This is a genomic window from Sulfitobacter sp. JL08 (genome assembly GCF_003352045.1).
In the GTDB taxonomy this organism is placed as follows: domain Bacteria; phylum Pseudomonadota; class Alphaproteobacteria; order Rhodobacterales; family Rhodobacteraceae; genus JL08.
Genome location: NZ_CP025815.1, coordinates 189,661 through 213,743, shown reverse-complemented (window position 1 = coordinate 213,743; position 24,083 = coordinate 189,661). Strand labels below are relative to the sequence as shown.

At 59.5% G+C, this 24,083-nt stretch carries 28 protein-coding genes; 12 read left to right on the top strand and 16 right to left on the bottom strand.

The annotated features are described in order from the left end of the window. Positions 1 to 174: 174 nt before the first annotated feature. Positions 175 to 1,134, top strand: a complete 960-nt coding sequence (locus C1J05_RS01055; protein ID WP_114868636.1) for an IS5 family transposase — start codon at positions 175 to 177, stop codon at positions 1,132 to 1,134. Between the two features lie 96 nt (positions 1,135 to 1,230). On the opposite strand, the gene C1J05_RS01050 is transcribed toward C1J05_RS01055, so the two are convergent. Both C1J05_RS01050 and pheS read right to left on the bottom strand, forming a co-directional pair. After that, on the bottom strand, positions 1,231 to 1,428 hold the full coding sequence (locus C1J05_RS01050; protein WP_114868635.1) for a hypothetical protein: 198 nt from the start codon (positions 1,426 to 1,428) through the stop codon (positions 1,231 to 1,233). Further along, positions 1,425 to 2,498 (bottom strand): phenylalanine--tRNA ligase subunit alpha, encoded by a 1,074-nt coding sequence (gene pheS, locus C1J05_RS01045; RefSeq protein ID WP_114868634.1) that lies wholly within the window; start codon positions 2,496 to 2,498, stop codon positions 1,425 to 1,427. Before pheS ends, C1J05_RS01050 begins: the two co-directional genes overlap by 4 nt. Positions 2,499 to 2,624: 126 nt before the next feature. On the opposite strand from pheS, the gene C1J05_RS01040 reads away from it, so the two are divergent. Further along, positions 2,625 to 3,032 (top strand): GFA family protein, encoded by a 408-nt coding sequence (locus tag C1J05_RS01040; RefSeq protein WP_114868633.1) that lies wholly within the window; start codon positions 2,625 to 2,627, stop codon positions 3,030 to 3,032. A 7-nt stretch (positions 3,033 to 3,039) separates the two neighbouring features. Here the strand turns inward: C1J05_RS01040 and C1J05_RS01035 are convergent, their stop codons facing one another. The 5 genes from C1J05_RS01035 to pyk all read right to left on the bottom strand — a co-directional run bounded on the left by C1J05_RS01035 (position 3,040) and on the right by pyk (position 6,604). Next, entirely contained in the window at positions 3,040 to 4,041 is a 1,002-nt protein-coding gene (locus tag C1J05_RS01035) for an NAD(P)H-dependent flavin oxidoreductase (RefSeq protein ID WP_114872039.1), read from the bottom strand. A 143-nt stretch (positions 4,042 to 4,184) separates the two neighbouring features. Beyond that, positions 4,185 to 4,550 (bottom strand): 50S ribosomal protein L20, encoded by a 366-nt coding sequence (gene rplT / locus C1J05_RS01030; protein WP_114868632.1) that lies wholly within the window; start codon positions 4,548 to 4,550, stop codon positions 4,185 to 4,187. A gap of 12 nt (positions 4,551 to 4,562) precedes the next feature. Further along, positions 4,563 to 4,763, bottom strand: coding sequence for a 50S ribosomal protein L35 (rpmI, locus tag C1J05_RS01025; RefSeq protein ID WP_114868631.1), 201 nt, complete (start codon positions 4,761 to 4,763; stop codon positions 4,563 to 4,565). 140 nt (positions 4,764 to 4,903) lie between these two features. Then, complete coding sequence (locus C1J05_RS01020) at positions 4,904 to 5,128, bottom strand: hypothetical protein (RefSeq protein ID WP_114868630.1); 225 nt, start codon at positions 5,126 to 5,128, stop codon at positions 4,904 to 4,906. 30 nt (positions 5,129 to 5,158) lie between these two features. Next, on the bottom strand, positions 5,159 to 6,604 hold the full coding sequence (gene pyk, locus C1J05_RS01015) for a pyruvate kinase (RefSeq protein WP_114872038.1): 1,446 nt from the start codon (positions 6,602 to 6,604) through the stop codon (positions 5,159 to 5,161). A 108-nt stretch (positions 6,605 to 6,712) separates the two neighbouring features. Here pyk and C1J05_RS01010 point away from each other — a divergent pair, with 108 nt between their 5' ends. Continuing rightward, complete coding sequence (locus C1J05_RS01010; protein ID WP_114868629.1) at positions 6,713 to 7,450, top strand: N-formylglutamate amidohydrolase; 738 nt, start codon at positions 6,713 to 6,715, stop codon at positions 7,448 to 7,450. A 22-nt stretch (positions 7,451 to 7,472) separates the two neighbouring features. Continuing rightward, positions 7,473 to 7,784: a DUF1244 domain-containing protein gene (locus C1J05_RS01005; protein WP_114872037.1), complete on the top strand. Its 312-nt coding sequence runs from the start codon at positions 7,473 to 7,475 to the stop codon at positions 7,782 to 7,784. On the opposite strand, the gene C1J05_RS01000 is transcribed toward C1J05_RS01005, so the two are convergent. The 5 genes from C1J05_RS01000 to dgcN all read right to left on the bottom strand — a co-directional run bounded on the left by C1J05_RS01000 (position 7,785) and on the right by dgcN (position 13,460). Beyond that, positions 7,785 to 9,851: a sterol desaturase family protein gene (locus tag C1J05_RS01000; RefSeq protein WP_114868628.1), complete on the bottom strand. Its 2,067-nt coding sequence runs from the start codon at positions 9,849 to 9,851 to the stop codon at positions 7,785 to 7,787. 190 nt (positions 9,852 to 10,041) lie between these two features. Further along, on the bottom strand, positions 10,042 to 10,455 hold the full coding sequence (locus C1J05_RS00995; protein WP_114868627.1) for a RidA family protein: 414 nt from the start codon (positions 10,453 to 10,455) through the stop codon (positions 10,042 to 10,044). Between the two features lie 102 nt (positions 10,456 to 10,557). Continuing rightward, entirely contained in the window at positions 10,558 to 11,415 is an 858-nt protein-coding gene (locus tag C1J05_RS00990) for a D-amino-acid transaminase (RefSeq protein WP_114872036.1), read from the bottom strand. 13 nt (positions 11,416 to 11,428) lie between these two features. Continuing rightward, positions 11,429 to 12,394 (bottom strand): N-acetyl-D-Glu racemase DgcA, encoded by a 966-nt coding sequence (gene dgcA, locus C1J05_RS00985; RefSeq protein WP_114868626.1) that lies wholly within the window; start codon positions 12,392 to 12,394, stop codon positions 11,429 to 11,431. Positions 12,395 to 12,458: 64 nt separating this feature from the next. Next, positions 12,459 to 13,460, bottom strand: coding sequence for an N-acetyltransferase DgcN (dgcN, locus tag C1J05_RS00980; protein ID WP_114868625.1), 1,002 nt, complete (start codon positions 13,458 to 13,460; stop codon positions 12,459 to 12,461). Positions 13,461 to 13,763: 303 nt separating this feature from the next. Between dgcN and C1J05_RS00975 the strand changes: the two genes are divergently transcribed. From C1J05_RS00975 to C1J05_RS00950, 6 genes are all read left to right on the top strand, one after another. After that, a complete protein-coding gene (locus C1J05_RS00975) occupies positions 13,764 to 14,720 on the top strand; it encodes an L-malyl-CoA/beta-methylmalyl-CoA lyase (protein WP_114868624.1) in 957 nt (318 codons plus the stop codon). Further along, positions 14,717 to 15,337: a hypothetical protein gene (locus tag C1J05_RS00970; RefSeq protein ID WP_114868623.1), complete on the top strand. Its 621-nt coding sequence runs from the start codon at positions 14,717 to 14,719 to the stop codon at positions 15,335 to 15,337. The genes C1J05_RS00975 and C1J05_RS00970 overlap by 4 nt, the downstream gene beginning before the upstream one ends. A gap of 50 nt (positions 15,338 to 15,387) precedes the next feature. Further along, positions 15,388 to 15,702 (top strand): ArsR/SmtB family transcription factor, encoded by a 315-nt coding sequence (locus C1J05_RS00965; protein WP_114868622.1) that lies wholly within the window; start codon positions 15,388 to 15,390, stop codon positions 15,700 to 15,702. 54 nt (positions 15,703 to 15,756) lie between these two features. Then, on the top strand, positions 15,757 to 16,809 hold the full coding sequence (locus tag C1J05_RS00960; protein WP_114868621.1) for a permease: 1,053 nt from the start codon (positions 15,757 to 15,759) through the stop codon (positions 16,807 to 16,809). 133 nt (positions 16,810 to 16,942) lie between these two features. Beyond that, positions 16,943 to 17,962, top strand: a complete 1,020-nt coding sequence (locus C1J05_RS00955; RefSeq protein WP_114872035.1) for an AraC family transcriptional regulator — start codon at positions 16,943 to 16,945, stop codon at positions 17,960 to 17,962. Between the two features lie 193 nt (positions 17,963 to 18,155). Continuing rightward, a complete protein-coding gene (locus C1J05_RS00950; RefSeq protein ID WP_114872034.1) occupies positions 18,156 to 19,361 on the top strand; it encodes an acyl-CoA dehydrogenase family protein in 1,206 nt (401 codons plus the stop codon). A gap of 126 nt (positions 19,362 to 19,487) precedes the next feature. Here the strand turns inward: C1J05_RS00950 and C1J05_RS00945 are convergent, their stop codons facing one another. The 4 genes from C1J05_RS00945 to C1J05_RS21630 all read right to left on the bottom strand — a co-directional run bounded on the left by C1J05_RS00945 (position 19,488) and on the right by C1J05_RS21630 (position 22,265). Beyond that, positions 19,488 to 20,330: a PhzF family phenazine biosynthesis protein gene (locus C1J05_RS00945; protein WP_114868620.1), complete on the bottom strand. Its 843-nt coding sequence runs from the start codon at positions 20,328 to 20,330 to the stop codon at positions 19,488 to 19,490. 93 nt (positions 20,331 to 20,423) lie between these two features. Further along, positions 20,424 to 21,386: an alpha/beta fold hydrolase gene (locus C1J05_RS00940; RefSeq protein WP_254684677.1), complete on the bottom strand. Its 963-nt coding sequence runs from the start codon at positions 21,384 to 21,386 to the stop codon at positions 20,424 to 20,426. A 28-nt stretch (positions 21,387 to 21,414) separates the two neighbouring features. Then, positions 21,415 to 22,047 (bottom strand): pyridoxamine 5'-phosphate oxidase family protein, encoded by a 633-nt coding sequence (locus C1J05_RS00935; protein ID WP_114868619.1) that lies wholly within the window; start codon positions 22,045 to 22,047, stop codon positions 21,415 to 21,417. Positions 22,048 to 22,103: 56 nt separating this feature from the next. Next, entirely contained in the window at positions 22,104 to 22,265 is a 162-nt protein-coding gene (locus C1J05_RS21630) for a hypothetical protein (RefSeq protein ID WP_205389025.1), read from the bottom strand. Positions 22,266 to 22,473: 208 nt separating this feature from the next. Between C1J05_RS21630 and C1J05_RS00930 the strand changes: the two genes are divergently transcribed. Together C1J05_RS00930 and C1J05_RS00925 are read left to right on the top strand one after the other, a co-directional pair. After that, entirely contained in the window at positions 22,474 to 23,031 is a 558-nt protein-coding gene (locus tag C1J05_RS00930) for a TetR/AcrR family transcriptional regulator (protein WP_114868618.1), read from the top strand. A gap of 144 nt (positions 23,032 to 23,175) precedes the next feature. Further along, positions 23,176 to 24,051: a hypothetical protein gene (locus C1J05_RS00925; protein WP_114868617.1), complete on the top strand. Its 876-nt coding sequence runs from the start codon at positions 23,176 to 23,178 to the stop codon at positions 24,049 to 24,051. Positions 24,052 to 24,083 lie beyond the last annotated feature (32 nt).

Below are 24,083 nucleotides of genomic sequence, written 5' to 3'. Positions count from 1 at the left end.
CTGGTTTCTTACCTGTGTTTTGCAGAAAGTACTTCTCGATATAAATTTCCGTGCTGCTGTGCTTCTCGGGATCTTCCTCATTTGGAACAGTAATGTTGTTAAGGAATCTCTGAAGAACTTCCCCATTTTGGCTTGATTTGGTATGGTTTCTGCGGATGAGAGAGGAGCCCGCCGATGCCCAAACAGCCTGCCATTCCCGGCCTTGGTGATGCGGTGAAGAAGAAGGTGACGCGCCGCGAGAAGTTCCTGTCGGAGATGGATGCGGTGGTGCCTTGGGGTCGTCTGTTGGCGCTGATCGAGCCGCACTATCCGAAGGTTGGGTCAAAGGGTGGTCGGCCACCGATGCCACTGGAGACGATGCTGCGAGTGTATTTCCTTCAGAGCTGGTACGCGCTGAGCGATCCGATGGCCGAAGAGAGCCTGTATGACAGCGAGGCCATGCGCCGGTTTGCCGGTATCGAGCTTGGCGATGACCGCATCCCCGACGAAACAACGATCCTGAACTTCCGGCACCTGCTGGAGAAGCATCAGCTGACCGAGAAGCTGTTTGCCGAGGTGAATGCCTATCTTGCCGACAAGGGCGTCACGCTGCGCTCTGGCACGTTGGTGGATGCGACGATCATCGATGCGCCGTCCTCGACCAAGAATGAAGCCAAGGCCCGCGATCCCGAGATGTCATCCACCAAGAAGGGTAATGACTGGTACTTCGGCATGAAGGCCCATGTTGGCGTCGATGCAGACAGCGGCATCGTCCACAGCCTGGAGACCACCACTGCCAAGACCCACGATAGCCAGGTCTGGGACGAACTGCTGCACGGCAACGAAACATCCGTCTGGGCGGACAAGGGCTACGTGCATTCCGAACGAGAGGCGGCCTTCACCAAGGATGCAGGCCGGTTCTGGGGCGTGATGCGCAAGGCACCCAAAGGTGGCGAACTGGATCCGCTCGACGTGCAGATCAACCGGATCATCGCAAAGGTCCGGGCCAAGGTTGAGCACCCGTTCCGGATCCTGAAGCGCCAGTTCGGCCACGTGAAGACGCGCTACCGTGGGCTGGCCAAGAACCGGGCGCATCTGTTCACGCTCTTCGCCCTCGGCAACCTGTTCATGACCCGGAGAAAGCTGGCAGCATGAGGCAGAGTCTGCCCAAAAACGCCGAAACCGCCACTCAGGCGGCCGAAACAGCGGGAAAATCGCTGGAAATGGGACGTCTGACGCCCCAAACTACCTTCAAGCCGGCACGGCGGCGAAGCCGAAGGCGTTGATCAGACGTTCCTTAAGTGAATTGTTCGCGCGGCCATAAATCAATTTGACCTTTGCCCGAAACAAATAAAACAACAGAGCGCCAACCAAAGTGATGGCAAGACTAATAAGATCTTCCTGAACAAAAACTACAAATTGTTTGATCGCTTCCAGAATTTCACTCACCTACTCAACCCGCCATGCAGGTTCGGCTGATCCAGGCTTGCAAACCCGTAATGGCGCAGCCAACGCAGGTCTGAATCAAAGAATGCGCGCAGGTCGGGGATGCCGTATTTCAGCATCGCAATCCGGTCTATGCCCATGCCAAAGGCAAAGCCCTGCCATTCTTCCGGGTCGATGCCACCGGCGGCCAGCACCTTGGGGTGCACCATGCCGCTGCCCAGCACTTCCATCCAGCCATCGCCTTCGCCGATGCGCAATTGCCCGTCGACCCAGGAACACTGGATATCCACCTCGGCCGAGGGTTCGGTAAACGGAAAATGCGAGGCGCGGAACCGGGTCTTGATGCCTTCGATTTCGAAAAAAGAGCTGAAGAATTCCTCAAGCGTCCATTTCAGGTTGGCCATGCTGATGTTTTTATCAATCGCCAGCCCTTCAACCTGATGGAACATCGGCGTGTGGGTCTGGTCGTAATCGGCGCGGTAGACACCGCCGGGGCAAATGATGCGCAGCGGCGCGCCTTCGGCTTCCATCGTGCGGATCTGCACCGGGCTGGTGTGGGTGCGCAGCACATGCGGTGGGCGGTTGTCACCTTCTGCGCGGTGCATGTAAAACGTATCCATTTCGGCGCGTGCGGGGTGATGTGACGGGATATTCAGCGCGTCGAAATTATACCAGTCGGTGTCGATGCGCGGCCCTTCGGCCACGGAAAACCCCAGTTCCGCAAAGATCGCTGTCAGTTCTTCTGTGACCTGCGACACCGGATGGATGGTGCCTTGTGGGCGCGACCGCCCCGGCAATGTCACGTCCAGCCATTCGGTGCGCAACCGTTCGTTCAGCGCGGCATCGCCCAACGCGGCCTTTTTCGCGGCAAGCGCTGCGTTGATCTCGTCTTTCAGGGCGTTCAGCGCGGGGCCGGCCACCTGCCGTTCCTCGGGCGTCATCTTGCCCAGTTCGCGCATCTTCAGCGCGACCTCGCCCTTTTTGCCCACGGCACCGACGCGGATATCCTCAAGCGCGGATTCATCTGCGGCATTTGCGATCTGATCAAGGTATTTGCGCTTAAGATCGTCCATAACGGACCCCCCGGAAATTCATCCCCGCTCTGCTATCACAAGGGCGCGTGAAAGCAAGTGCGCGCTGGTCTTTGACGCGCCGGCGCGGCAAGCTCCACACACTGATGTGCGAAAAAGGAGAGTGACATGAAACTGACAGGTGGGTGTTACTGCGGCGCTCTGCGGTTCGAAGCCGAGGGGCAGCCAGGATTTTGGGGGCAGTGCCATTGCCGCCCTTGCCAGTATATTTCGGGCGGCGGGCCGAATTTTTTCATGATGATGCCCGCTGACGGGGTGCGTTACGTGCGCGGCACACCGCAAAGCTTTGCGCGCAGCGATCTGGAAAACCCCGTGACGCGCGAATTTTGCGGCACCTGCGGCACGCCGGTTCTGACGCGCATCGCAGGCTATGATCAGGTTGTTCTGAAGGCCGGGGCGCTGGATGATCCGGCCCGGTTTGGCACACCGCAGGCGGCGATCTATACCAAAGACCAGCAACCGTTCCATGTGATTGCGGCAGATGTGCCCAGCTTTGAAAACCTGCCCGACAGGTAGGCGGCACCTATCTGTCGGGCAGGACGGACAGGCCGGACTGAAGCGCTTGTTTGGCGTCGCGATAGATTTCCGCGACGATTTCTTTGGCGGGCATGACCTCGCGCACCAGAGACACGCCCTGACCGGACCACAATGACATATCGGCCACGTCGCCGGTCGTGCCGGGATGTGGGGTATAGCTTTGGTATCGCGTGACCGGCCTGCCGTCAGCGCGGTGGCCGATGATATCACCTTCGCCGGGGCGTTTGCCCGGTTGGGGGTTACCGGCGTCATGCCATTTTGCCGAGGTCGCGTTTGCAAGGGCCCGATGCGGCGCGTCGGGCCAGTCACCATCATACAGGTCTTGATACCATTCGGTCTGGCCCTCCGAGGCGTCCAGAATCTGTTTCCGGTAGGTATCGTGGATGGTGGCTTCGGTGCTGGCCAAAAAGCGGGTGCCGATCCAGACACCCGACGCCCCCAGCATCAGCGCGGCCGCCATACCGCGGCCATCCGCGATTCCACCAGCAGCGATCACTGGCACAGTCACTGCATCCACCACGGCGGGGACCAGCGCCATCGTCGCGACACTGCCCCAGACGTGACCGCCTGCCTCCCAGCCCTGGGCGACGATGATGTCGGCCCCGGCATCGGCCGCGATCCGTGCTTCGTGTGCGTTGCCAACGCTTGCCATGACACTCAGGCCACCGCGACGAGCCATGTCGATTGCGGCCGGGTCCATTCCCCAGAACAGCGACACTGCGGCCACATTTTCAGAAATACAGGCCTGCAACTGGTCTTTGAACGGGAAGGACAGATTCAGATTCACCGCAAAGTTCCGATCGGTCAGTTTGCGCACTTGCGCGATGCCGCTGCGAACCTGTTCCACGGGCATACCCCATAGCGGGATCACCCCGAGCCCCCCTGCATTGCAGACCGCCGCAACCAAATCCGGCCCGGCCGCCCCACCCATCGGTGCGGACAGAATGGGAATTTCGATATCAAACTGGTCACAAAGCACCGTTTTCATGGTGTTTCCCCCTTTGAACAACGTCAGGGTGGGCCATCGCCCAGATCCTAGTCAAATGGTTTCGGTTTTTTCCATCCCCCGCACAGCAAAAAGCCGCCCGAGCAGGGGGCGGCTTTTCTTTTACCAAAGGGGGCGTTTGACGCTTACGCGCTCAGCGCGCCTTTGGCTTGTTCTACGATCGCACCGAATGCGGCAGGCTCGTGTACGGCCAGATCGGCCAGAACCTTGCGGTCCACTTCGATACCGGCCAGCGACAGGCCGTTGATAAAGCGGCTGTATGTCAGCGCTTCGTCGTGGCTGCGCACCGCGGCGTTGATCCGCTGGATCCACAGGGCGCGGAAATTGCGCTTGCGGTTCTTGCGGTCGCGGGTGGCGTACTGGTTGGCCTTGTCCACGGCTTGCGCGGCCACCTTGAAGGTGTTCTTGCGACGACCGTAATAGCCTTTGGCTGCTTTGATTACTTTTTTGTGGCGGGCGTGTGTGACAACGCCGGATTTTACGCGAGACATATCATTCCCTCCTTAGCGTGCGTACGGCATCATCGACTTGATGATTTTCTCATCAGGGGCCGACAGTGTCGTTGTGCCGCGCGCGTTGCGCAGGAATTTGTTGCTGCGTTTGATCATGCCGTGGCGCTTGCCGGCCTGGCCCGTCAGAACGCGGCCCGTGGCCGTCACCTTGAACCGCTTCTTGCAGCTCGATTTCGTCTTCATCTTAGGCATTTCCGTCTCCTATCGTATTTGGGTCGGTTCACGCACGACTCGGCATGCCATATTGGCCGGACGCACGAACAGACGCGCCGTATAGGCGGCAATGCATCATAGGGCAAGAGGGAAAGGGCAATTTCTCGGCGCACAACCGGTCAGCGAAAGAATTGCGACGCTACGTTGACAAAGGCATCGGGGATTTCGGACATGCTGTAGCCGCTGGGCTTTTGATAGACGGCGTAAAAAATCAGGGCAAAAGATATCAGGATCGTCAGGGCAGACGCGCGCGGCGCGCGCCCGTCCGTGACGGCCGACATCATCGACGGGATTGAAAACCCCGCAATCACAAGCCCGATCACAAGCGCCAGATCCGGTTCCATCGCCCTGCCCCTTTTTTCTGTCGGCAAAGTTTACTCTGGATCGGTATTAAAAATCAAACGTTCGTCGCAGGGCGCAACCCGAAGGATATTGGTGCTTCCTGGCACGTTGAACGGTACGCCAGCTGTAACGACGATCTGATCTGTCGGTTCGGCAAACCCACCGGCACGGGCGGCGCGTGCTGCATTAACAACAGCCATCTTGAACCGCTCAAGCTCGCCGGTCATCACGCAGTTCGTGCCCCAGCTTAGCGCCAGACGACGCGCGGTCTGGCGCACCGATGTCATCGCGATGATCGGTACGCGCGGACGTTCGCGCGCGGTCAGCAATGCCGTTGTACCGCTTTGGGTAAAGCAGCAGATCGCCTTGATATTGGTCGTCTCGGCAATTTCGCGGGCAGCCGCCACGATCCCGTCAGCAACGCTGGCGCGGTTGGCGGTGCGCGATGCTTCGATGATCTGGGTATAGGTCGGATCGTCTTCGACCTCGACGGCGACGTTGTTCATTGTTGTCACCGCCTCCACCGGGTATTGCCCGGCGGCGGATTCCGCGGACAGCATGACGGCATCCGCCCCTTCGTAGATCGCTGTCGCCACATCGGACACTTCGGCGCGGGTCGGCATCGGACTTTCGATCATGCTTTCCAGCATCTGGGTGGCCACGATCACCGGCTTGGCGGCACTGCGGCAGCGGCGGACAAGCCGTTTCTGGATGGGCGGCACGTTCTGCACCGGCAGTTCCACACCCAGATCGCCACGCGCGACCATAATGCCGTCGCTGACAGCCAGAATATCATCGAACCGCTCAACTGCTGACGGTTTTTCGATTTTGGACAGGATCGCGGCACGGCCTTTGGCCAGCGCACGTGCATCAACAACATCTTCGGGGCGCTGGACGAACGACAGGGCAAGCCAGTCAATGCCCAGTTCGCAGACGAATTCCAGATCGGCGCGGTCCTTGGCCGACAGCGCCGCCAGCGGCAACACGACATCCGGCACGTTCACGCCCTTGCGGTCCGAGATGGTGCCGCCCGCAATCACCGTGCAATCGGCAAAATCGGTCCCGCAGGATTTGACCTGCAAGCGGATCTTGCCGTCATTCACCAAAAGACTGGCACCGGATTGCAGAACAGCAAAAATTTCCGGATGCGGCAGGCACACCCGGGTTGCATCTCCGTCTGCCTCGTTCAGATCCAGCCGGAACGCAGCGCCCTGTTCCAGTTCCTCTTCGCCATTGGCAAAGGTACCGACGCGCAGTTTGGGCCCCTGAAGATCGGCCAGAATCGCGATTGTGCTGTCCAGATCCTGTTCGACCTGACGGATAATCGCGTGTTTCTTGGCGATCTCTTCATGGCTGCCGTGGGACATGTTCAGGCGAAACACATCTGCGCCTGCCTCGTGCAGGGCCCGGATCATTTCATAATTGTCCGAGGCCGGGCCAAGTGTGGCAACAATCTTTACGTTCCGCAGTCGTCTCATCAGGTATTCCTTGTCGTCTTTGTTAACGCTAACCGCGCAACCTGTTATCACCCAATTCCATTCCGCGGGCAACTGGCCTAAACCTGCGGGAAAACAGGTGACAGCAATATGACGTATACCCCATTTTCCATCCATGGCGAAAACCGGCCCGGCCGCTGGCTGATCACGTGCGATCATGCGGCCAACACGATCCCAGCAGCCGTCAACGGTGGCACATTGGGGTTGTCGGATGCGGATATGAACCGCCACATCGCCTATGATGTGGGGGCGGCGGGGCTGACACTTGAACTGGCCAAAGCACTGAACAGTACCGCGATCCTGTCAAATTTTTCGCGGCTGGTGATTGATCCCAACCGCGGAGAGGACGACCCGACACTGGTGATGAAGCTGTATGACGGGACGATCATTTCCGGCAACCGCCATGTCGACGCATCCGAGATCGAGGCACGGCTTGATCTGTGTTACCGCCCCTATCACCGGGCGCTGGCCGAACTGGCGGCGCGCCCTGATACCGTTCTTCTGTCGATCCACAGCTTTACCCGCCAGCTTGAGGGGCGCCCGGTGCGGCCCTGGGAAATCGGCGTGCTGCATGCAGATGACCAGCGGCTTTCCAAACCGCTGATTGCCGCATTGGCCGAACAGGGCGGCCCGCCAGTCGGCGACAACGAACCTTACGGTGGCCACCTGCCCGGCGATGCGGTTGAACGCCACGCACTGCAACATGGCCGACCCAACGTGCTGATCGAATTGCGCAACGATCTGATCCGCACGGCGCAGGATCAGGCGAAATGGGCCACCCGACTGGCCCCCGTTCTTGAAGACGTGCTGGCCAGCACCAATTTATAGATAACAGGAAAAGGGGAATATGATGGACGACCAGACCGAAATCGAACTACAGGCCGCCGCCTTCCGCCGGTTGCAGAAACACCTGATGCAGGATCGCAACGATGTGCAGAACATCGACATGATGAACCTGACAGGGTTCTGCCGCAACTGCCTGTCGCGCTGGTATCAGGAGGCCGCCGCCGAACGCGGCATTGAAATGTCAAAAGACGAAGCACGCGAACATTACTACGGGATGAGCATGGATGAATGGAAATCCAGGCATCAGACCGAGGCCACCGACGACCAGCAGACAGCCTTTAAAAAGGCGTTTGCGGAAAACGTTGGCAAAGGCTGATCACGGCGTAGACGAGCGCGGGGCCACAAACGGGGCCCCCGCCATTTTCCACATCGGTTCCACCAGTGCGCGAAACCGTTTCAGCGGGCGTTCGAACAGGCTGGCAAATCCGAAACAAACCAGCAGTGTCAGCGTCAGCAGCCACAGATCATAGGCGGGCAGATTTTCCGGCAAAGTGGCGTCCAGCAGATGCAGCGTTGGATAGTGCATCACGTAGATGGAAAAGCTTGCTCCGGCGACCCAGCGGATGGCGCCTGTTGCGCGGCCTTCCGGGCGGGGAGCGCGACGGTCGGCGATGTTTTTGACACCTGCCAGATGCAAGGCAACACCCACTGCGATGACCGTGTTCCACAACACTTCGTCGGAATATGCCAGAACGGCATGATGGCTGTAAGGCGCAAACGCCTGCGCCGTTATTTCGCTCAGCGCCGCAGGCAGGCCTGCCAATTTCAGCACCACCAGCATGGCAATACCCAGGATCGCGCGCGCCCAGTCTTTGCCGGAATGTGTGGGCGCATCCGGTGACAGGCGCACCGTGTGCCAGACCAGAACCCCCATCAGCCATGCCGGCAGCAGCGCCAGTATCGGCACACCGACCAGCAGCGCCAGCAACACCCAGCGCAGCGCCCCCCTAAGGAACAACGCAACGCCGAAAAGCATGTAAAACCCGACTTCGTAACTCAGCGACCAGAGCGGGCCGTTTGTGCCCAGCCGTACCCGATCCCAGATCCCCTGCCATTCGCTGGTAAATGTCAGCCCGCGCAGCACCATTTCGGACAGGGAAACAGGGTTATAGAACGTCTCCGGATAGGCTTCGGGGTTTATCCGCGTGCCAATGGCATCAAAGATCAGCGTCAGTGCAAGCGCCGGGACCACGACCGACCACAGCCGCGTCATACGATTGAACGCAAACCGTTCCAGCGTGGCGTCGCGCGTGGCTGCATAAGCGATCACCACACCGGACAGCACGAAGAAAACGATCACCGCATCGCTGGCGACGTTCAGTTCGCGCAGCACAAAATAATCCCCGCGGGTGAATCGGATATGGGCCATGTGGCCGAAAAGCACGGTCAGCGCAGCCCCGGCGCGCAGGGCATCCAACCAGATGGAAAACCCCTGTGACATGACCGCCGGCGGCAATTTCGCACGCGCCCGCGCGCGCGCCGCGCGCTGTTTGTCAATCGCCTCCCAGCTTTCGCGAAACGGTTTCAACAGCGCCTCGCGCAGGGTGGTATAGGGCTGTGCGATCGGGTTGCCCTTACCGTCGGACACGCCATAGGTGATCTCCTCGACCTTTTCGGGCACATAAAGCGTGCCGAACATCCAGTCCCAGATCGCGAATATAGACCCGTAGTTCTTGTCGATGTGTTCCACCGCGACCGAATGGTGCACCTGATGTTGCGCCGGCGAAATAAAGATATGTTCCATCACCCGCCCGTAGCTCAGCCAGATATGGCTGTGGCGCAGGTTGGCCCCCAGCATATTAAACAGCACATACATCGCATTGGCGCCACCCAGCGTTACGATGTCGATCTGTCCGATCAGCGCAAACAGCATCACGCCCTGCACGATCCCGACGATGACTGTGATCAGCAGGTTGCGGATGACCGGTTCAATCGGATGGGTTCGGTGAACCGTCAGCGGGGTCAGCACATCGGCCGAATGATGCACCGCATGGAACGGCCAAAGCACCTTCCATTCATGGTGCAGCCGGTGCGCCCAGTATTTGCAGAAATCCGAGGCGACAACGATGATCAGTGTCGCCAGCAGGCTGCGCGTCCAACCTGTGGGCGGGGCCAAAAAGCCATCGGCGGACGGGCCGGAAAGCCATGACAGAACGTAAAACGCAACCGTTGCCGGAAAGAATACCTTGCTCATCAATCCGAAGAAGCCGATCGCGCGAAAGGTGAAAAACAGCTTTATGTCCAGCAGGTTTGACCGGTGCAGATACACCCGCGCCGGCAACAGAAAGCTTATGAAAGACCCCCGTCTGCCGCGGTACCACCACACGGCCAGCGCCAGAAACAGGGTACAGCCTAGATATAAGAGCGCGACGCGCTCGTTCATATTGAAAAAGGTTTGTAACTAATACTGGAAGTAACCGAGTAACGTATCCATGCGCGGCGCCTTTGTCTTGCGTGCGCATTCGATAGCGGCCCAATCTGGCAACAATGGGGCCGCTCAAGGGCAAAAGATGCGCCGCATGAACCAATCAGGTGCCAATCGGGTGACGGAGCAGGCGCGCTGGGGGGCCGGATCAGCCGGCCGGCCCCTGCCAGTTGCCAATCACCGCATCCACCTCAAGCTCGACCAGCCATTCGGGGTTCACAAACCGCGTGACGGCCATGATCGTATCCACGGGGCGGATGTCGCGAAAATAGGTCTTGCGCACATCAATGGCGGCTTTCCAGTCATCTATATCCGTCAGGATCACCCGCGTGCGCACCACATCATGCAAGCCCGAACCGGCCTGTTCCAGCGCGGCCTTGATCACCTCGATACACTGGCGGGTCTGGGCGGCCACGTCACCGACGCCCACGGTTTTTCCATCCGGTCCGACAGGGGCTGTGCCACCCACGGAGATATACGGCCCGACGCGCACTGCACGGCTGAACCCGACAATCGCCTCCATCGGGTTGCCGTTGGAAATCAGTTCCCGATCATATGTCATAATGCGCGCCTTTCTGTATGTCCTGTTGCATTTTCAGGGCAGGCTAGCACATCAGCCCGGTCGCGGCGCTCAAAAATCCTCAGACGGGCAGCGCAGAAAGTGTCAGACCGCCTTTTTCAGGCTTTCTTCCAGATAGATCTCGCGCAGGCGCCGCGCCACGCGACCTGGTGTGCCGTCGCCCAGCGCGATGCCGTCGATTTCGACAACCGGCATCACAAAGGCGCTGGCCGATGTGGTAAACGCTTCGTCCGCGGCGCGGGCCTCTTCGATGGTGAAATTGCGCTCTTCCACTTCCATCTGCGCCTCGCGGGCAAGGCGCAGCACGGCGGCGCGGGTGATGCCATGCAGAATGTCATTGCTCAGCGCGCGGGTGATGATCCTGTTACCCTTGACGATATAGGCGTTGTTCGATGTGCCTTCGGTCACGAACCCGTCCTCGATCATCCAGGCATCATCAGCGCCGGCCTTTTTCGCCATCATCTTGCCCATCGACGGGTACAGCAGCTGCACGGTCTTGATGTCGCGCCGCCCCCAGCGGATATCTTCGATGCTGATGATTTTCGCGCCTTTTTTCGCGGCCGGATTGTCAGCCAGCCCGGGCTTGTTCTGGGTGAACATCACGATGGTGGGTTCCGTATCTTCCGGCGGAAAAACGAAATCACGGTCGCCATCCGATCCACGGGTGATCTGCAGATAGATCAATCCTTCGTCGATGTCGTTCAGGCGGACCAGTTCGCGGTGAATGGCCAGCAGATCATCCTTGTCCACCGGCGCGCGCATGTCCAGTTCTTTCAGGGATCGCGCCAGCCTTACCGCGTGGCCCTCGAAATCGATCAGCTTGCCGCCCAGCACCGACGTGACCTCGTAAACCCCGTCCGCCATCAGAAAGCCGCGATCAAAGATTGAAACTGTGGCTTCGGTTTCGGGCAGGTAGTTTCCGTTTACGTAAACCGTACGCATTTCTGTGATCCTTTTATCCCCACAGGGCGGCATCGGGGGGATGCACGCCGTTTTCGTCGAATGTCAAAGCGTGTTCGCGGTCTTCGGCCAGAAGCAAAGGCCCGTCAAGATCGACCACCGCAGCGCCCTGAGCCACCAGAACGGCAGGGGCCATCGCAAGCGAACTGCCCACCATGCAGCCAACCATCACGCCATAGCCCTGCGCCAGCGCGGCGTCTTTCAGCGCCAGTGCCTCGGTCAGCCCGCCGGTCTTGTCCAGTTTGATGTTGACCACATCGTATTTGCCCTTCAGCGCGGCCAGACTGGCGCGGTCATGGCAACTTTCGTCAGCGCAGACCGGCACCGGACGCGCCATGCCGATCAGGGCATCATCCTCTCCGGCGGGCAGCGGTTGTTCCACCAGATCAACCCCCAGCCGCACCAGATGCGGCGCCAGATCGGTATAAACATCGGCCGACCAGCCCTCGTTTGCATCCACGATGATACGGGCCGCGGGCGCGCCTTTGCGCACCGCCTCAAGACGGGGCATGTCATCCGGCGTGCCCAGCTTGATCTTGAGCAACGGGCGATGCGCGTTTTTGGCAGCCTGCGCCTGCATCACCTCGGGCGTTTCCAGCGACAGGGTATAGGCTGTGATCTGTGGCCTGGGTGGTTCCAGCCCGGCCAGATCCCATACCCGTTTGCCCGCCTGTTTCGCCGCCAGATCCCACATTGCGCAATCCACCGCATTGCGCGCGGCCCCTGCGGGCAGCAGATCATACAGGCCCGCACGGTCAAACATCGCAGGCAGGCCCGCAATCTGGTCACTGACCGAGTCCAGCGTTTCACCGTAGCGGGCATAGGGCACACATTCGCCCCACCCCTTGTGACCGCCATCGGTCACGGTGACGGTCAGAACATGCGCTTCACTGCGCGATCCACGGCTGATGGTGAACACCTGCGCCAGCCTGAACACGTCGCGCGTGATTTCGATGTCCATCGGACCGTCCCTTCTTTTTGCCTCAAATACGGAAACTGCACCGCACCAGCGGCGCGTGCAATGTCTAAAGGGCCGCCAGCGCGTCGGCCAGACGATCGGCACTGTGGCGGAACGGATCGACCGTGGGCAGGCCCATACGGGCCTCGACCTCGGCCAGATAGGCCTGTGCTTCGTCTTCTGACATGTGTTGCGTGTTGACCGTGATGCCCACGACCTGGCAGTCGGGGTTGGCGACGCGGGCCAGCGGCAGGGCCATGTCGCGCAGCGCCTCGAGGCTGGGTGGCGTGTAACCGGGCAGACCGCGCATATGGCTGCGGGTTGGCTCATGGCTCAGGATCAGGGCGTCGGGCTGGCCGCCGTGGATCAGGGCCAGTGTCACGCCGGAATAGGAAACGTGGAACAGGCTGCCCTGACCTTCGATGATATCCCAGTGATCGGCGTCATTGTCGGGCGTCAGATACTCGATGGAACCGGCCATGAAATCGGCGATCACCGCATCCAGCGGCACGCCGTGACCGGTGATCAGGATACCCGTCTGGCCGGTGGCGCGGAACGTGCTTTTCATGCCTTTTGCGCGCATCGATGCGTCCAGCGCCAGCGCGGTATACATCTTGCCGACCGAACAATCGGTGCCCACCGCCAGAACTCGTTTGCCGCTGCGTTTTTCGCCATTGGCAATCGGATAGCCCACGGTGGGAACGCGCACATCGTGCAGGGTGCCGCCATGGGTTTGCGCGGCCGCCACCAGATCGCCTTCGTCGCGCAGCAGGTTGTGCAGCCCGCTGGCCAGATCATAGCCCATCTCCAGCGCTTCGATCAGCACCTTTTTCCACGCTGCACTGATCACGCCGCCACGGTTGGCCACCCCGATCACAAGGGTTTTGGCCCCTGCTTCCTGTGCCTGCTTCAAACCCATATCGGTCAGGCCCACATCGGCCCCGCAACCGGGCAGGCGCAACTGGCCGATTGCGTTTTCGGGGCGCCAGTCCTTGATGCCTTGCGCGACCTTGGCCGCCAGTTGATCGGGCGCGTCGCCCAGAAACAGAAGGTATGGTGTTTCGATCATGGTAAAGTGCCCCCGTCAGAAAGTGCAGATATCGCGCGCAGATTGCCCCAACACGGTAGAAAGGGTATTGCGAATTGTGTGCTCAGGGCAATCCGCACGCAGATTTTGGCTCGAATTTCGGAAAAATGCTGAATATTTTTGCACCTGTTGCAGGCAAGATGATGATTTCTTCGATCGCCCCACCGGTTCGGTGCGGGCCGCCACGACGTCGCAGGCGGGGTTATTCGCTTGCGCGACCTGCGCCGGTTGACTACGTCCAACGCGCAGAATTTCCGTTTCACCGACCCGAAAGGCCGCCCAGATATGAGTTTCCGTTTACAACCCGCCGCCCCCGCCCGTCCCAACCGCTGTCAGCTGTTCGGCCCCGGATCGCGCCCGGCCCTGTTCGAAAAAATGGCCGCCAGTGCAGCGGATGTGATCAACCTTGATCTGGAAGATTCCGTTGCCCCCACCGACAAGGACGCGGCACGCGCCAACGTGATTGCCGCCATTTCGGATGTGGACTGGGGCAATAAGTATCTAAGCGTTCGTATCAACGGTCTGGACAGCCCGTGGTGGTATCGCGACGTCGTGGACCTGCTGGAACAGGCCGGCGACCGGCTGGACCAGATCATGATCCCCAAGGTCGGATGCGCGGCGGATGTTTATGCGGTTGATGCGCTGGTGACGTCGATCGAAGCGGCCAAGGGCCGAAGCAAACCGATTTCGTTCGAAGTGATCATCGAAAGTGCTGCCGGCATCGCCCATGTCGAAGAAATTGCTGCCGCTAGTCCGCGGCTGCAGGCCATGTCTTTGGGCGCGGCGGATTTTGCCGCATCAATGGGGATGCAGACCACCGGCATCGGTGGCACGCAGGAAAACTATTACATGATCCGCGACGGGCAAAAGCACTGGTCCGATCCGTGGCACTGGGCACAGGCGGCGATTGTTGCGGCCTGCCGCACCCACGGATTGTTGCCGGTCGATGGCCCGTTCGGTGATTTTTCCGATGATGAAGGGTTTATCGCGCAGGCCCGCCGGTCGGCGACGCTGGGCATGGTCGGCAAATGGGCAATTCACCCCAAACAGATCGCGCTGGCCAACGATGTGTTCACACCGTCCCCCGAGGCTGTGGCCGAAGCGCGCGAGATTCTGGCGGCGATGGAAACGGCCAAGGCCAACGGCGAAGGCGCAACCGTCTACAAGGGACGTCTGGTTGATATCGCGTCGATCAAACAGGCCGAGGTGATTGTGCGCCAGTCGGAAATGATCGCGGGGTGATCACCCTTTTGCACACGGCGCAGGCCCATGCGGACACGTTTGATGCGCTGCGCGACCGGATCGCGCCGGATGCAAAGCTTGTGCATCTGGTGCGCCCCGGTTTTCTGGATCGCGCACAGGGCGGCATAGACACAGCGCTTGCGGGTGACATCGGCGCACTGGTTCGCGCGGCGGCGGGGCCGGTTTTGTGCACCTGCACGACAATTGGCGCGGTGGCGGGGGATGCGGGCGCGATCCGCATCGACGCACCGATGATGCAGGCGGCAGCGCAGACGGCGGCACAGACGGGCGGGCCGGTTCTGCTGGTCTATTGTCTGGACAGCAGCGCCGCACCTTCGGGCGATCTGCTGCAATCCGCGCTGGATGTCGCTGGCGTGATAGCCCCGTTTCAAACCCTGCATCTGGGCCGGTTCTGGGCCCTGTTTCAGGCGGGTGAACACGATGCGTTTCGCGCCGTGATCGCCGCCGCTGTGAAGGCATATGTGAAAGACCACCCAGATATCAGCGCTGTGGTTCTGGCGCAGGCATCCATGGCGGGCGCAGCCACCATGCTGGATGATCTGTCAATGCCGGTGTTTGCGTCACCCGAATTGGCCCTGCGCGCCGTGCTGGGCTGACGCGGGCGAAGATTGCTTGACAAAACTACATTTATAGTTTTATTGGAGTCATGATGAACATGGCTTCCACCGCGCTTTCGCTTGCCGCCCTCGGCCACGAGACCCGTCTGACAATCTTTCGGTTGCTGGTACGGGCCGGAAACGATGGCCTCAATATAGGCGAAATCGGCGATCACCTGGGCATGGCGGCCTCGACCCTTGCGTATCACCTCAAGACACTGGTCGATGCAGGGCTTGTGACGCAGGAACGTCAGGGACGTCAGATCATGAACCGGGTTGATTTTGATGTGATGCATCAGACCCTGTCCTTTCTGACTGCGGAATGCTGCACGGGCGTAACACTGACACAGGAAGATGCTGCATGAGTGAAGCGGGCGTTTTTCTTGGCTTTAAACAACTATATAATTAGGGATTTCGAAATGACCGAACTTGCTCTTGGCGTCAGATCATGGACGATTGATGCAGCAAACCGGATCTGGACCAAGGAAAAGGTCTGGCTTTTGTCGGCAGCTATTCTTGCGGCGCTGATGGTTCTGGCCCCGGCGCTGGGTGTGTCCACCGCACAGTTTGCCGCGCAGAACCTTGCGAATGTGGCGCCCTTCCTTGTTCTGTCTGTCGTGGTCGCGGCCTATGCCGGGGCGACGGGTGCAGACGGGCTGATTGCGCGCGCCTTTACCGGATCGCCGGCAGTGATGATCCTGTTGGCCGCGGCGGTGGGCGGGCTATCGCCGTTCTGTTCCTGTGGCGTCATTCCGTTGATCGCCGCGCTTCTGGCTATGGGTGTGCCCCTGTCGGCGGTGATGGCCTTCTGGCTGGCATCACCGGTCATGGATCCGTCCATGTTCGCGCTGACCACCGGGGTGCTGGGCCTTGAGTTTGCCGTTGCCAAGACGATCACAGCCATCAGTCTGGGCGTGTTTGGCGGGTTTGTCGTTCACACAGTTTCGCGCGCGGGCGGACTGGGCGATCCGTTGCGGGACGGTGTCGGCAATGGCGGGTGCGGCGGATCAAAAGTCCGCTCGGCGCAGCCGGTTGTCTGGGCGTTCTGGAGCGACGATGCGCGCGTCAGGAAATTCTGGCAGGAAGGCATCAAGACCACGTTGTTTCTGGCCAAATGGCTGACCCTCGCGTTCATTCTGGAAAGTCTGATGCTGGCCTGGGTGCCTGCCGATCTGGTGGCGCAGGCGTTGGGCGGCACCGGGATCGCTCCAATCGGGATCGCAACTCTTGTCGGCGTACCGGCCTATCTGAACGGGTATGCGGCCCTGCCGCTGGTCGGCGGCCTGATGGAGCAGGGCATGGCGCCCGGTGCAGGTCTGGCGTTTCTTGTTGCCGGCGGGGTCAGTTCCCTGCCAGCCGCCATAGCGGTCTGGGCGCTGGTCAAACGGCAGGTCTTTTTCCTCTATCTTGGCATCGCCCTGACAGGGTCTTTTGCCAGCGGCCTTTTGTTCCAGCTGTGGACCACGCTTTGAACCGGAATACGGCCTGATATTCGGCGGGGCAGTCCTGTGAAACGGACCTGCCCCACTGCTTGCGCGAACATGGCAGTTTCACGGACCAGCGCGCTTTGACAAGATCGCGCGCGGTGATAACCACATGCGCACCATGACCCCTGTTGCACCCAGCATCCTTTCAACGGTTTCCAGCACGTTTATCGACGACTGGCTGACGGCTTTACGGTCCTTGTACACGGATGCGCAGATGGCATCCCTTTTGCAGAAATCCGGCATGGTTGCAGATCAGAGCCAGCCCAACGGTCGGGTGACGCTGGATCAGATTGTGCGCCTCTACCAGTCGGCTGCTGTCGAAACCGGCGACGAGATGATGGGATTGTGGAGCCGACCGATCCGCCCGCGTGCGCTGCAACACCTGCTGACATCGGTGCGCGAGGCGACGTTGCTGTCATCGGCGCTGTACCGGTTTTCGACATTCTGGAACCTGCTACTGGACGATTACCAGTTCGAGTTGACCGATATGGACGACCGATTGGAACTGACGCTGAAACAGATTGGGCCTGCACCGGTTCAGCGGTTCGGGCACATGTTGATCCTGAAGCTGGCCCATGGTCTTTTGTCCTGGCTTGCGGGCTACGAGGTGCCGGTGAAAGCCGTCGCCTTTGCGTTCGAGCGGCCGGATTTTGCGCCGGACTATGCCATCATTTTCCCCTCACCTGTCCGGTATGGCGCAGCGGCGACATCAATCTCGTTTGATCCCGCACGATTTGGCCCGGTGCAGGCGCGCAGTGCGGCGGATCTGGATGAGTTTCTGAAGAACGCGCCCCGAGACTGGATCTTCACCAGTTCGCGCGAACACACGCAATCCCTGCGGGTGCGCACCTACCTGTCGCAGGCGGACTGGACCAATTGTACGCTGGCCGACGCGGCAAGGGCCATGCACCTGACGTCACGCACACTGATGCGCCGGCTGGATGCGGATGGCACATCCTTTCAGGCAATCAAAGACGGGTTGCGCCGTGACATCGCGATCCGCGATCTGCAAGCCGGGCGAAAAAGCATTGAGGAAATCGCGCAGGATGTCGGGTTTTCATCCGCAGCAAACTTTCACCGTGCGTTCCACCGGTGGACTGGCGGCACACCCAGATCGTACCGGCAGACACAAGGCTAGATCGCTTTATTTTGTCACTTTCGGACAATAATCTGTCAGCCTATGAGATTTCGCATTCGGCGTAGACTGACTAAAATCTTCTCATAATTTGAAATTCAACGCACTTTCCAATGAAACCGCGCGCCGCGACAGTAATCCTGCTGCCATGCGTTTCGGCAGTATTGGACAATGCACTTCGGATAAAGGGCACCCCATGACAACCAGACTGGACAGCATTCTACAGGCCGCACGCGAACATGCAGAGCAGGTGATCAAACCCAATATCGACCAGTGGAACGCCGCGAGAAAATGGCCCCGCGATGCATCGGACAAGGCCGGGGCCGCCGGTCTGACCGGGCTTTATGCCCCTGAGGAGTTCGGCGGTCAGGGCCTGCCGCTGTCGCAAGGCATTCAGGTGTACGAACAGCTGGGTCTGGGCGATGGCGCTTATGCCTTTGCGCTGTCGATGCATAATATCTGCACCTTTGCCGGCTGCGGCTATGGTACCGACGCGTTCAAGGAAAAATGGGCGCGTGATCTGACATCGGGGCGCAAGCTGGCCAATTTCGCGCTGACCGAACCGCAGTCGGGATCGGACCCGATGCAGATGTACACCCGCGCCACGATCAACGGCGATGGAACGTGGACCATCAGCGGATCGAAGGCGTGGGTCAGCCTTGCCACCGAGGCCGATGTTTATTTTACCGTGGTCAAGACCAGCAATGCGCCCGGACACAAGGATATGGCGATGATCGCCATTCCCGCCGATGCCGAGGGGCTGAGCTTTGGCCCGATGTATGACACGCCGTCTTACAACTTTCTGCCGATGTCCGAAATGTACATGAACAAGGTTGTTGTCAGCGAAGACAATATCATCCTGCCGGTCGGTCAGGGCCTGCAAGGATCGCTGATGGCGATTGATATCGCAAGGGTGTCGATCGCGTCAGGCTGTTGCGGGCTGATGCAGGCAGCGCTTGATACGGCGTTGTCGTATGCAAAGAACCGCAAGATGTTCGGGGGCAAGAACCTAGACCTTGACGGCATCCAGTGGATGCTGGGCGAAGTTGCGACCGATCTGGAAGTGTCACGCCTGCTCTATCGCAGGGCGGCAGAGGCACTGGGCACGCCCGAGGGGCCGCTGATGGCCGCCCACGCCAAACGGTTTGTGCCGGATGCCGCCGTGAAAGCCGCGAACACCTGCACGCAGGTCTTGGGCGGAATGGGCCTGTTGCAGCCTTATGGTCTGGACCGTTTGTCGCGCCTTGCGCAGATGTTGCGGATCGTGGACGGCACAACCGAGATCAGCCGCGTTGTGATCGGACGCGCATTGCAAAAACGCGCCGCCACATTGCCCGACCTGCCGGTGCCAAAGGGGTTTGGCGAAACCGACGCACCAAAGGCGCACCAAAACGCAGCCTGAGCCGGAAACGCCTGCCGCCGGCGGTCCTGCGCGCGCCCTTTGCAACAGAGCGCGCGCGGTTCAAATCACCCAACCGCATGCGACTTGGCGCTGTTTGCGGTGGGGTGGCCGGACAGGGGAATACCCTTAGGCGTCAATCAGGCGGGTGGTTCCCGAAACCCGGATACCCGCACCCGCCTGCGGGCCGATTTCAGCGTGCAAGAGCGAACGCGCGCCCATATCTTCGCCCTGAACAATGTCAATCGATCCCCCATGAGGCCACCCCAGATCGCGCAGATAGCCCGACAGGGCCGCTGCGGCGGCACCGGTCGCCGGATCTTCCAGAACGCCGCCGATGGCAAAGGCATTGCGGCTGTGAAACAGGCGGGGCGTTTCAGCCCAAAGCAGGCTGATCGTGGTCAGGCCATGCTGCGTCATCAAATCCGCCCCTTCTGCCAGATCATAGCGCATCCGCGACAGGGTCTGGCGGTCTTTCAAAAGCAGGATCAGGTGATCGTTTCCCGCATTGGCAAGACCGGCGGGAATGAAAGGATCAAGATCGCCGGGCGAGAGCGAGAATAGATCAAGCGCCTGTGTAACAAGCCGGGGGTCGGCCCTGCCACTTTTTGTCGGGGGCGACGTCAGGATGGCAGACATGCCGTCCTTGTCGCGCTTCGCCTCAACCGTGATCTGCCCTGTGCCGAGCGTTAAAGGAAAAACCCCGGCACCTATTTGATCGGCAAGGACATTTCCAAGGGCGATGGTTGCATGCCCGCAAAAGGCAACTTCGGCCGAGGGGGAAAAGTAGCGCACGTGCCAGCCGTCCCTGTTGGGCGCAGCGAATACGGTTTCGGAATAGCCAACTTCGGCGGCAATGCGCTGCATCTGTTCGGCATCCGGCATGGTGTCAGCAACGACAACTCCGGCGGGGTTTCCGCCCCTTGTCCCGTCCGAGAAAGCGGCAATGCGGTGGATATCTGGTTCAAACATAACGGGTCCTTTCGACGCGCCGGCCTGATCCGGCTTTTACATGAGGCGGGGATTGCCACGCCCGAAGCAGGACGGCGCGGCAATCCGGTCTGATCAGTCGTGGATACGGTCCAGAAAATCGGTCATCTCGTCCGCGATCACTTCGCCGTATTCCTCCAGCGCAAAGTGACCGGTATCCAGCAGGTGAAATTCCACATCGGTCAGGTCCTGCTTGTAGGGATGGGCGCCTTGTGCCGGAAAGATATGATCGTTCTGACCCCAGACAATCAATGCAGGCGGCTGGTGTTCCCGAAACAGCGCCTGCCATTTCGGATATTCGGAAACATTGGTACCGTAATCAAGAAACATCTCAAGCTGCACTTCCTGATTTCCCGGACGGTCCAATAGGTACTGCACGTGCCAGTAATTGTCGGGGTTGACCTTGGACACATCCCCGACACCGTGCGTGAACTGCCAGATCGTGGCATCAAGGGTCAGGAATGCGCGCAGGGCATCACCGTTTTCGGCGCTGGGTTCTGCCCAATAGGTTTTGATCGGATCCCAGAATTCGCGCAAACCTTCTTCGTAGGCATTTCCGTTCTGGATGATAAACCCGGTGACCCGCGCAGGATCTGCGGCGAACATCCGGTATCCCACCGGCGCGCCGTAATCCATCAGGTAGACCGCGTAATCTGTGACCCCCCTGGCTTCGATCAGCTTGGTAACCACATCGGCGGCATTTGCGAAACTGTAGTCATAGTCTTTCACGTCCGGCATATCAGAAGCACCAAAGCCAGGATAATCCGGCGCGATGACATGGTATTTCCCGGCCAATTCAGGGATCAGTTCGCGAAACATATGCGACGATGTCGGGAAACCGTGCAGCAACAGGACAGTCGGGTTCGATGGATCGCCCGCTTCGCGATAGGCGATGGTCAGCCCGTCGATTTCCATTGTGTTCATGCGAACCGCAAAGGGGCTTTCAGCTGCGGCTGCCAGATTTGGCAGGGTGACCGGCAAAAATGAAGCGCCGGCAAGAAACGCGGCAAGCGTGGTGTGGATCATCTGGTTTTTCATGGGTTCAATCCTTGTCATGGGCCGCGGTTCAGCGGCTTTTGGGCAGCGGGGACTCTGACCGCAGAACAGAGCGGCGCAGAGCACTGGTTTCGGCCCTGAGGGCCTCGTTTTCGCGGCGCAATGCCGCGATCTCGTCGCCTGCCTCTTCGCTTGTGAAGCGGCGGGGGATGTGTTGGGGGCAGTTCCAGTCAAACGCCTTGACGCTGATCTTAACCAGCCGTTCGGCGGGCGTGCCGGCGGGTGCGAGATCAAAGGCGTCTGCGTCCATGTTGGTGATTTCCGCCCGCCCCCAAATCTTGAGCCGCCGGGCGTTCGGGTAATCCATCAGGATCAGGGAAACACGATCGTTGTCAGACAGGTTTCCTGTCGAAATATACTGACGGTTCCCGCGCAGGTCCGCATAGGCAATCGTCTGGTCATCAAGAACCCTGACAAACCCCGCCGGTCCGCCGCGGAACTGGACATAAGGCCAGCCGGTCGAGGAAGCAGTGGCCTGATAAAAGCCGTCGCGCGCCTCGATAAAGGCGCGTTCGCCTTCGCCCAACCGGTCGCCGCCACTGCGTGTTTCGGACAGGAACCCGGCATAGCGACCAGATCCGTTCTGTTCCTGAGTGCGCAGGACGGATGGGGTGAACGCGATGTCTGCAAATGCAATAGCCATGGTTTATTCCTTCAAAGGTTCAGGTCTTTCAGACCCGGATGTTCGGTGGGGCGGGGTCAGCGCGCCTCCAGCAGGGCGATGTTGCCAAGGGTCATGTCAAAACCGGGATCGGGCGCACCGCCCAGCGCCAGTGCGGCAGAGGCCAGACTGAGGGCCATGGATGCGGCCAGAGCAAGGAAGGACAAGCGTGTCTTAAAATGTGGGGACAAGACGTTCATAGGTTTCTCCACTAAGGTTTACAGATCGGTTAATGTTTCATCAACATGTACTGGTCGGTTAATGTTTTCAAGGAAAAGCTTTTGATAACCGACATCACGCCTCCTTATACGCGGCGAAAACTCGGCCTAAACCATCGGTAAAACGTGATTCTTCTTGAGACTGTGAAGGGAAATGTTATGTACAGATCAGTAAGCCAAAGGTGCCTGAATGAGCCAAAGCAAACGCGCAGACCTGATTCGCGGAGCGTTGACCCTGTTTTACCGGAACGGGTTCAACGCAACCGGCATGGATCTGGTCGCGAAGGAAACCGGCGTGTCGAAAACGTCGATCTACAAACACTTTCGCACCAAGGAAGAACTGATCCTTGCGGTGCTGCGCCTGCGGGATGAAAACTTTCGAAACTGGTACTTCCGCCGCATGGAAGACCTTGCCGATACGCCCGAGGGCCAGTTGCTGGCCATGTTTGACGTTCTGGGCGAATGGTTTGTCGCTGACGGGTTTCAGGGCTGCATGTTCATCAAGGCCAGCGCCGAGTACCAGAACAAGGACGATGCCATCAACAAACAGTCATATGCCCACAAGGAACTTCTTGTCGATCATTTCGCGGCACTGGCAAAATCCGCTGGTCTGCCAAACCCGCGGGCAATCGCGCGCCAACTGCTGATACTCAAGGAAGGTGCGATCGTGATCGCCGCCATGTCCCATGATCCGGCCCCTGCCCAAGAAGCCAAAGAAATCGCCGCAAGGATCATCAAGGCGCATTGAGGCTGCACGCCGCGATACGCAAATGCCCATCACTCGCCCGTTTTCGTCGCGCATCGGCAACCCGTCCATCAGCCGGGACACGGAATTTGATATTGTCCGGTTTCGCGTATAGGAAAAACCCGTTCGAAACCGGGGGCCCAGAACATGAATGCGACCGTCGAAAAAGCCTTGTCCGAGTTCGGCAGCAACACCTATTCGCAATATGGTGAAGACGGGATACTCGAAGAGTGCCTGTCGCGGATTTCACGATCAACCGCGCTTAATAAATGGTGCGTCGAGTTTGGCGCGTGGGATGGCGTTTATCTTTCCAACACCTGCAAACTGATCCGTGAAAACGGCTATTCCGCAGTCCTTGTCGAAGGAGACGCGGACCGTTTCAAGGAACTGCAGCGCAATTTACCCGAGGACCGTGTGCTCAAGTTCTGCCGCTGGGTGTCGCTGTCCGGCGAAGGACGGCTGGAAACCATTCTGGCGGAAACACCGATCCCGCAGGATTTTGACGTACTTTCGATCGACATCGACAGCTGTGACTGGCACGTCTGGAATTCAATCGAAACCTATCGGCCCAAGATCGTCTGTATCGAGTTCAACCCCACGATTCCGAACTGCGTTTCTTATGTACAGCCCGCCGATTTCTCGATCCGTCATGGCAACAGCGCACGCGCCCTTTGCGATCTTGCCGGGCAGAAGGGTTATGACCTGGTCGCTGCGACAGACGTGAACCTGATCTTCGTCGAATCCGCCCTGTCCGACGCCGTGATTGGCAACGACAAACCGACACTTGAACAGCTTCGTTCAGAAGACAAACACGTCAGCTATGTCTTTGCAGGATACAACGGAGAGATTCTTTCAACCGGCCCCGTCAAGGCGCTGTGGCACGGCATGCAACATGGTCCGAAAAGTTTGCAGCTTCTGCCCGCAAACCTTCACCGGTTTCCCGACGAATACACCCCGTGGCAGCGGCTGCGCTTTCGGCTGCGGCGCAGGTTGCGGCGCGCGCGGTACGGAAAAGACGGGTAAACACCCTTTCGCAGCCGGTCGGATTTGATCGG

What these genes read in the sequence shown, in the direction of transcription:
- pyk (WP_114872038.1), bottom strand. Translation starts at nt 6,604, where the DNA reads ATGAGACGACTGCGGAACGTAAAGATTGTTGCCACACTTGGCCCGGCC.
- C1J05_RS00925 (WP_114868617.1), top strand. Translation starts at nt 23,176, where the DNA reads ATGAATGCGACCGTCGAAAAAGCCTTGTCCGAGTTCGGCAGCAACACC.
- C1J05_RS01055 (WP_114868636.1), top strand. Translation starts at nt 175, where the DNA reads ATGCCCAAACAGCCTGCCATTCCCGGCCTTGGTGATGCGGTGAAGAAG.
- rplT (WP_114868632.1), bottom strand. Translation starts at nt 4,550, where the DNA reads ATGTCTCGCGTAAAATCCGGCGTTGTCACACACGCCCGCCACAAAAAA.
- C1J05_RS00935 (WP_114868619.1), bottom strand. Translation starts at nt 22,047, where the DNA reads ATGGCTATTGCATTTGCAGACATCGCGTTCACCCCATCCGTCCTGCGC.
- C1J05_RS01010 (WP_114868629.1), top strand. Translation starts at nt 6,713, where the DNA reads ATGACGTATACCCCATTTTCCATCCATGGCGAAAACCGGCCCGGCCGC.
- C1J05_RS00950 (WP_114872034.1), top strand. Translation starts at nt 18,156, where the DNA reads ATGACAACCAGACTGGACAGCATTCTACAGGCCGCACGCGAACATGCA.
- rpmI (WP_114868631.1), bottom strand. Translation starts at nt 4,763, where the DNA reads ATGCCTAAGATGAAGACGAAATCGAGCTGCAAGAAGCGGTTCAAGGTG.
- C1J05_RS00940 (WP_254684677.1), bottom strand. Translation starts at nt 21,386, where the DNA reads ATGAAAAACCAGATGATCCACACCACGCTTGCCGCGTTTCTTGCCGGC.
- C1J05_RS00945 (WP_114868620.1), bottom strand. Translation starts at nt 20,330, where the DNA reads ATGTTTGAACCAGATATCCACCGCATTGCCGCTTTCTCGGACGGGACA.
- C1J05_RS01040 (WP_114868633.1), top strand. Translation starts at nt 2,625, where the DNA reads ATGAAACTGACAGGTGGGTGTTACTGCGGCGCTCTGCGGTTCGAAGCC.
- C1J05_RS00995 (WP_114868627.1), bottom strand. Translation starts at nt 10,455, where the DNA reads ATGACATATGATCGGGAACTGATTTCCAACGGCAACCCGATGGAGGCG.
- dgcN (WP_114868625.1), bottom strand. Translation starts at nt 13,460, where the DNA reads ATGATCGAAACACCATACCTTCTGTTTCTGGGCGACGCGCCCGATCAA.
- dgcA (WP_114868626.1), bottom strand. Translation starts at nt 12,394, where the DNA reads ATGGACATCGAAATCACGCGCGACGTGTTCAGGCTGGCGCAGGTGTTC.
- C1J05_RS01005 (WP_114872037.1), top strand. Translation starts at nt 7,473, where the DNA reads ATGGACGACCAGACCGAAATCGAACTACAGGCCGCCGCCTTCCGCCGG.
- C1J05_RS00955 (WP_114872035.1), top strand. Translation starts at nt 16,943, where the DNA reads ATGACCCCTGTTGCACCCAGCATCCTTTCAACGGTTTCCAGCACGTTT.
- pheS (WP_114868634.1), bottom strand. Translation starts at nt 2,498, where the DNA reads ATGGACGATCTTAAGCGCAAATACCTTGATCAGATCGCAAATGCCGCA.
- C1J05_RS00960 (WP_114868621.1), top strand. Translation starts at nt 15,757, where the DNA reads ATGACCGAACTTGCTCTTGGCGTCAGATCATGGACGATTGATGCAGCA.
- C1J05_RS01000 (WP_114868628.1), bottom strand. Translation starts at nt 9,851, where the DNA reads ATGAACGAGCGCGTCGCGCTCTTATATCTAGGCTGTACCCTGTTTCTG.
- C1J05_RS01020 (WP_114868630.1), bottom strand. Translation starts at nt 5,128, where the DNA reads ATGGAACCGGATCTGGCGCTTGTGATCGGGCTTGTGATTGCGGGGTTT.
- C1J05_RS21630 (WP_205389025.1), bottom strand. Translation starts at nt 22,265, where the DNA reads ATGAACGTCTTGTCCCCACATTTTAAGACACGCTTGTCCTTCCTTGCT.
- C1J05_RS00930 (WP_114868618.1), top strand. Translation starts at nt 22,474, where the DNA reads ATGAGCCAAAGCAAACGCGCAGACCTGATTCGCGGAGCGTTGACCCTG.
- C1J05_RS00975 (WP_114868624.1), top strand. Translation starts at nt 13,764, where the DNA reads ATGAGTTTCCGTTTACAACCCGCCGCCCCCGCCCGTCCCAACCGCTGT.
- C1J05_RS00990 (WP_114872036.1), bottom strand. Translation starts at nt 11,415, where the DNA reads ATGCGTACGGTTTACGTAAACGGAAACTACCTGCCCGAAACCGAAGCC.
- C1J05_RS01035 (WP_114872039.1), bottom strand. Translation starts at nt 4,041, where the DNA reads ATGAAAACGGTGCTTTGTGACCAGTTTGATATCGAAATTCCCATTCTG.
- C1J05_RS00965 (WP_114868622.1), top strand. Translation starts at nt 15,388, where the DNA reads ATGATGAACATGGCTTCCACCGCGCTTTCGCTTGCCGCCCTCGGCCAC.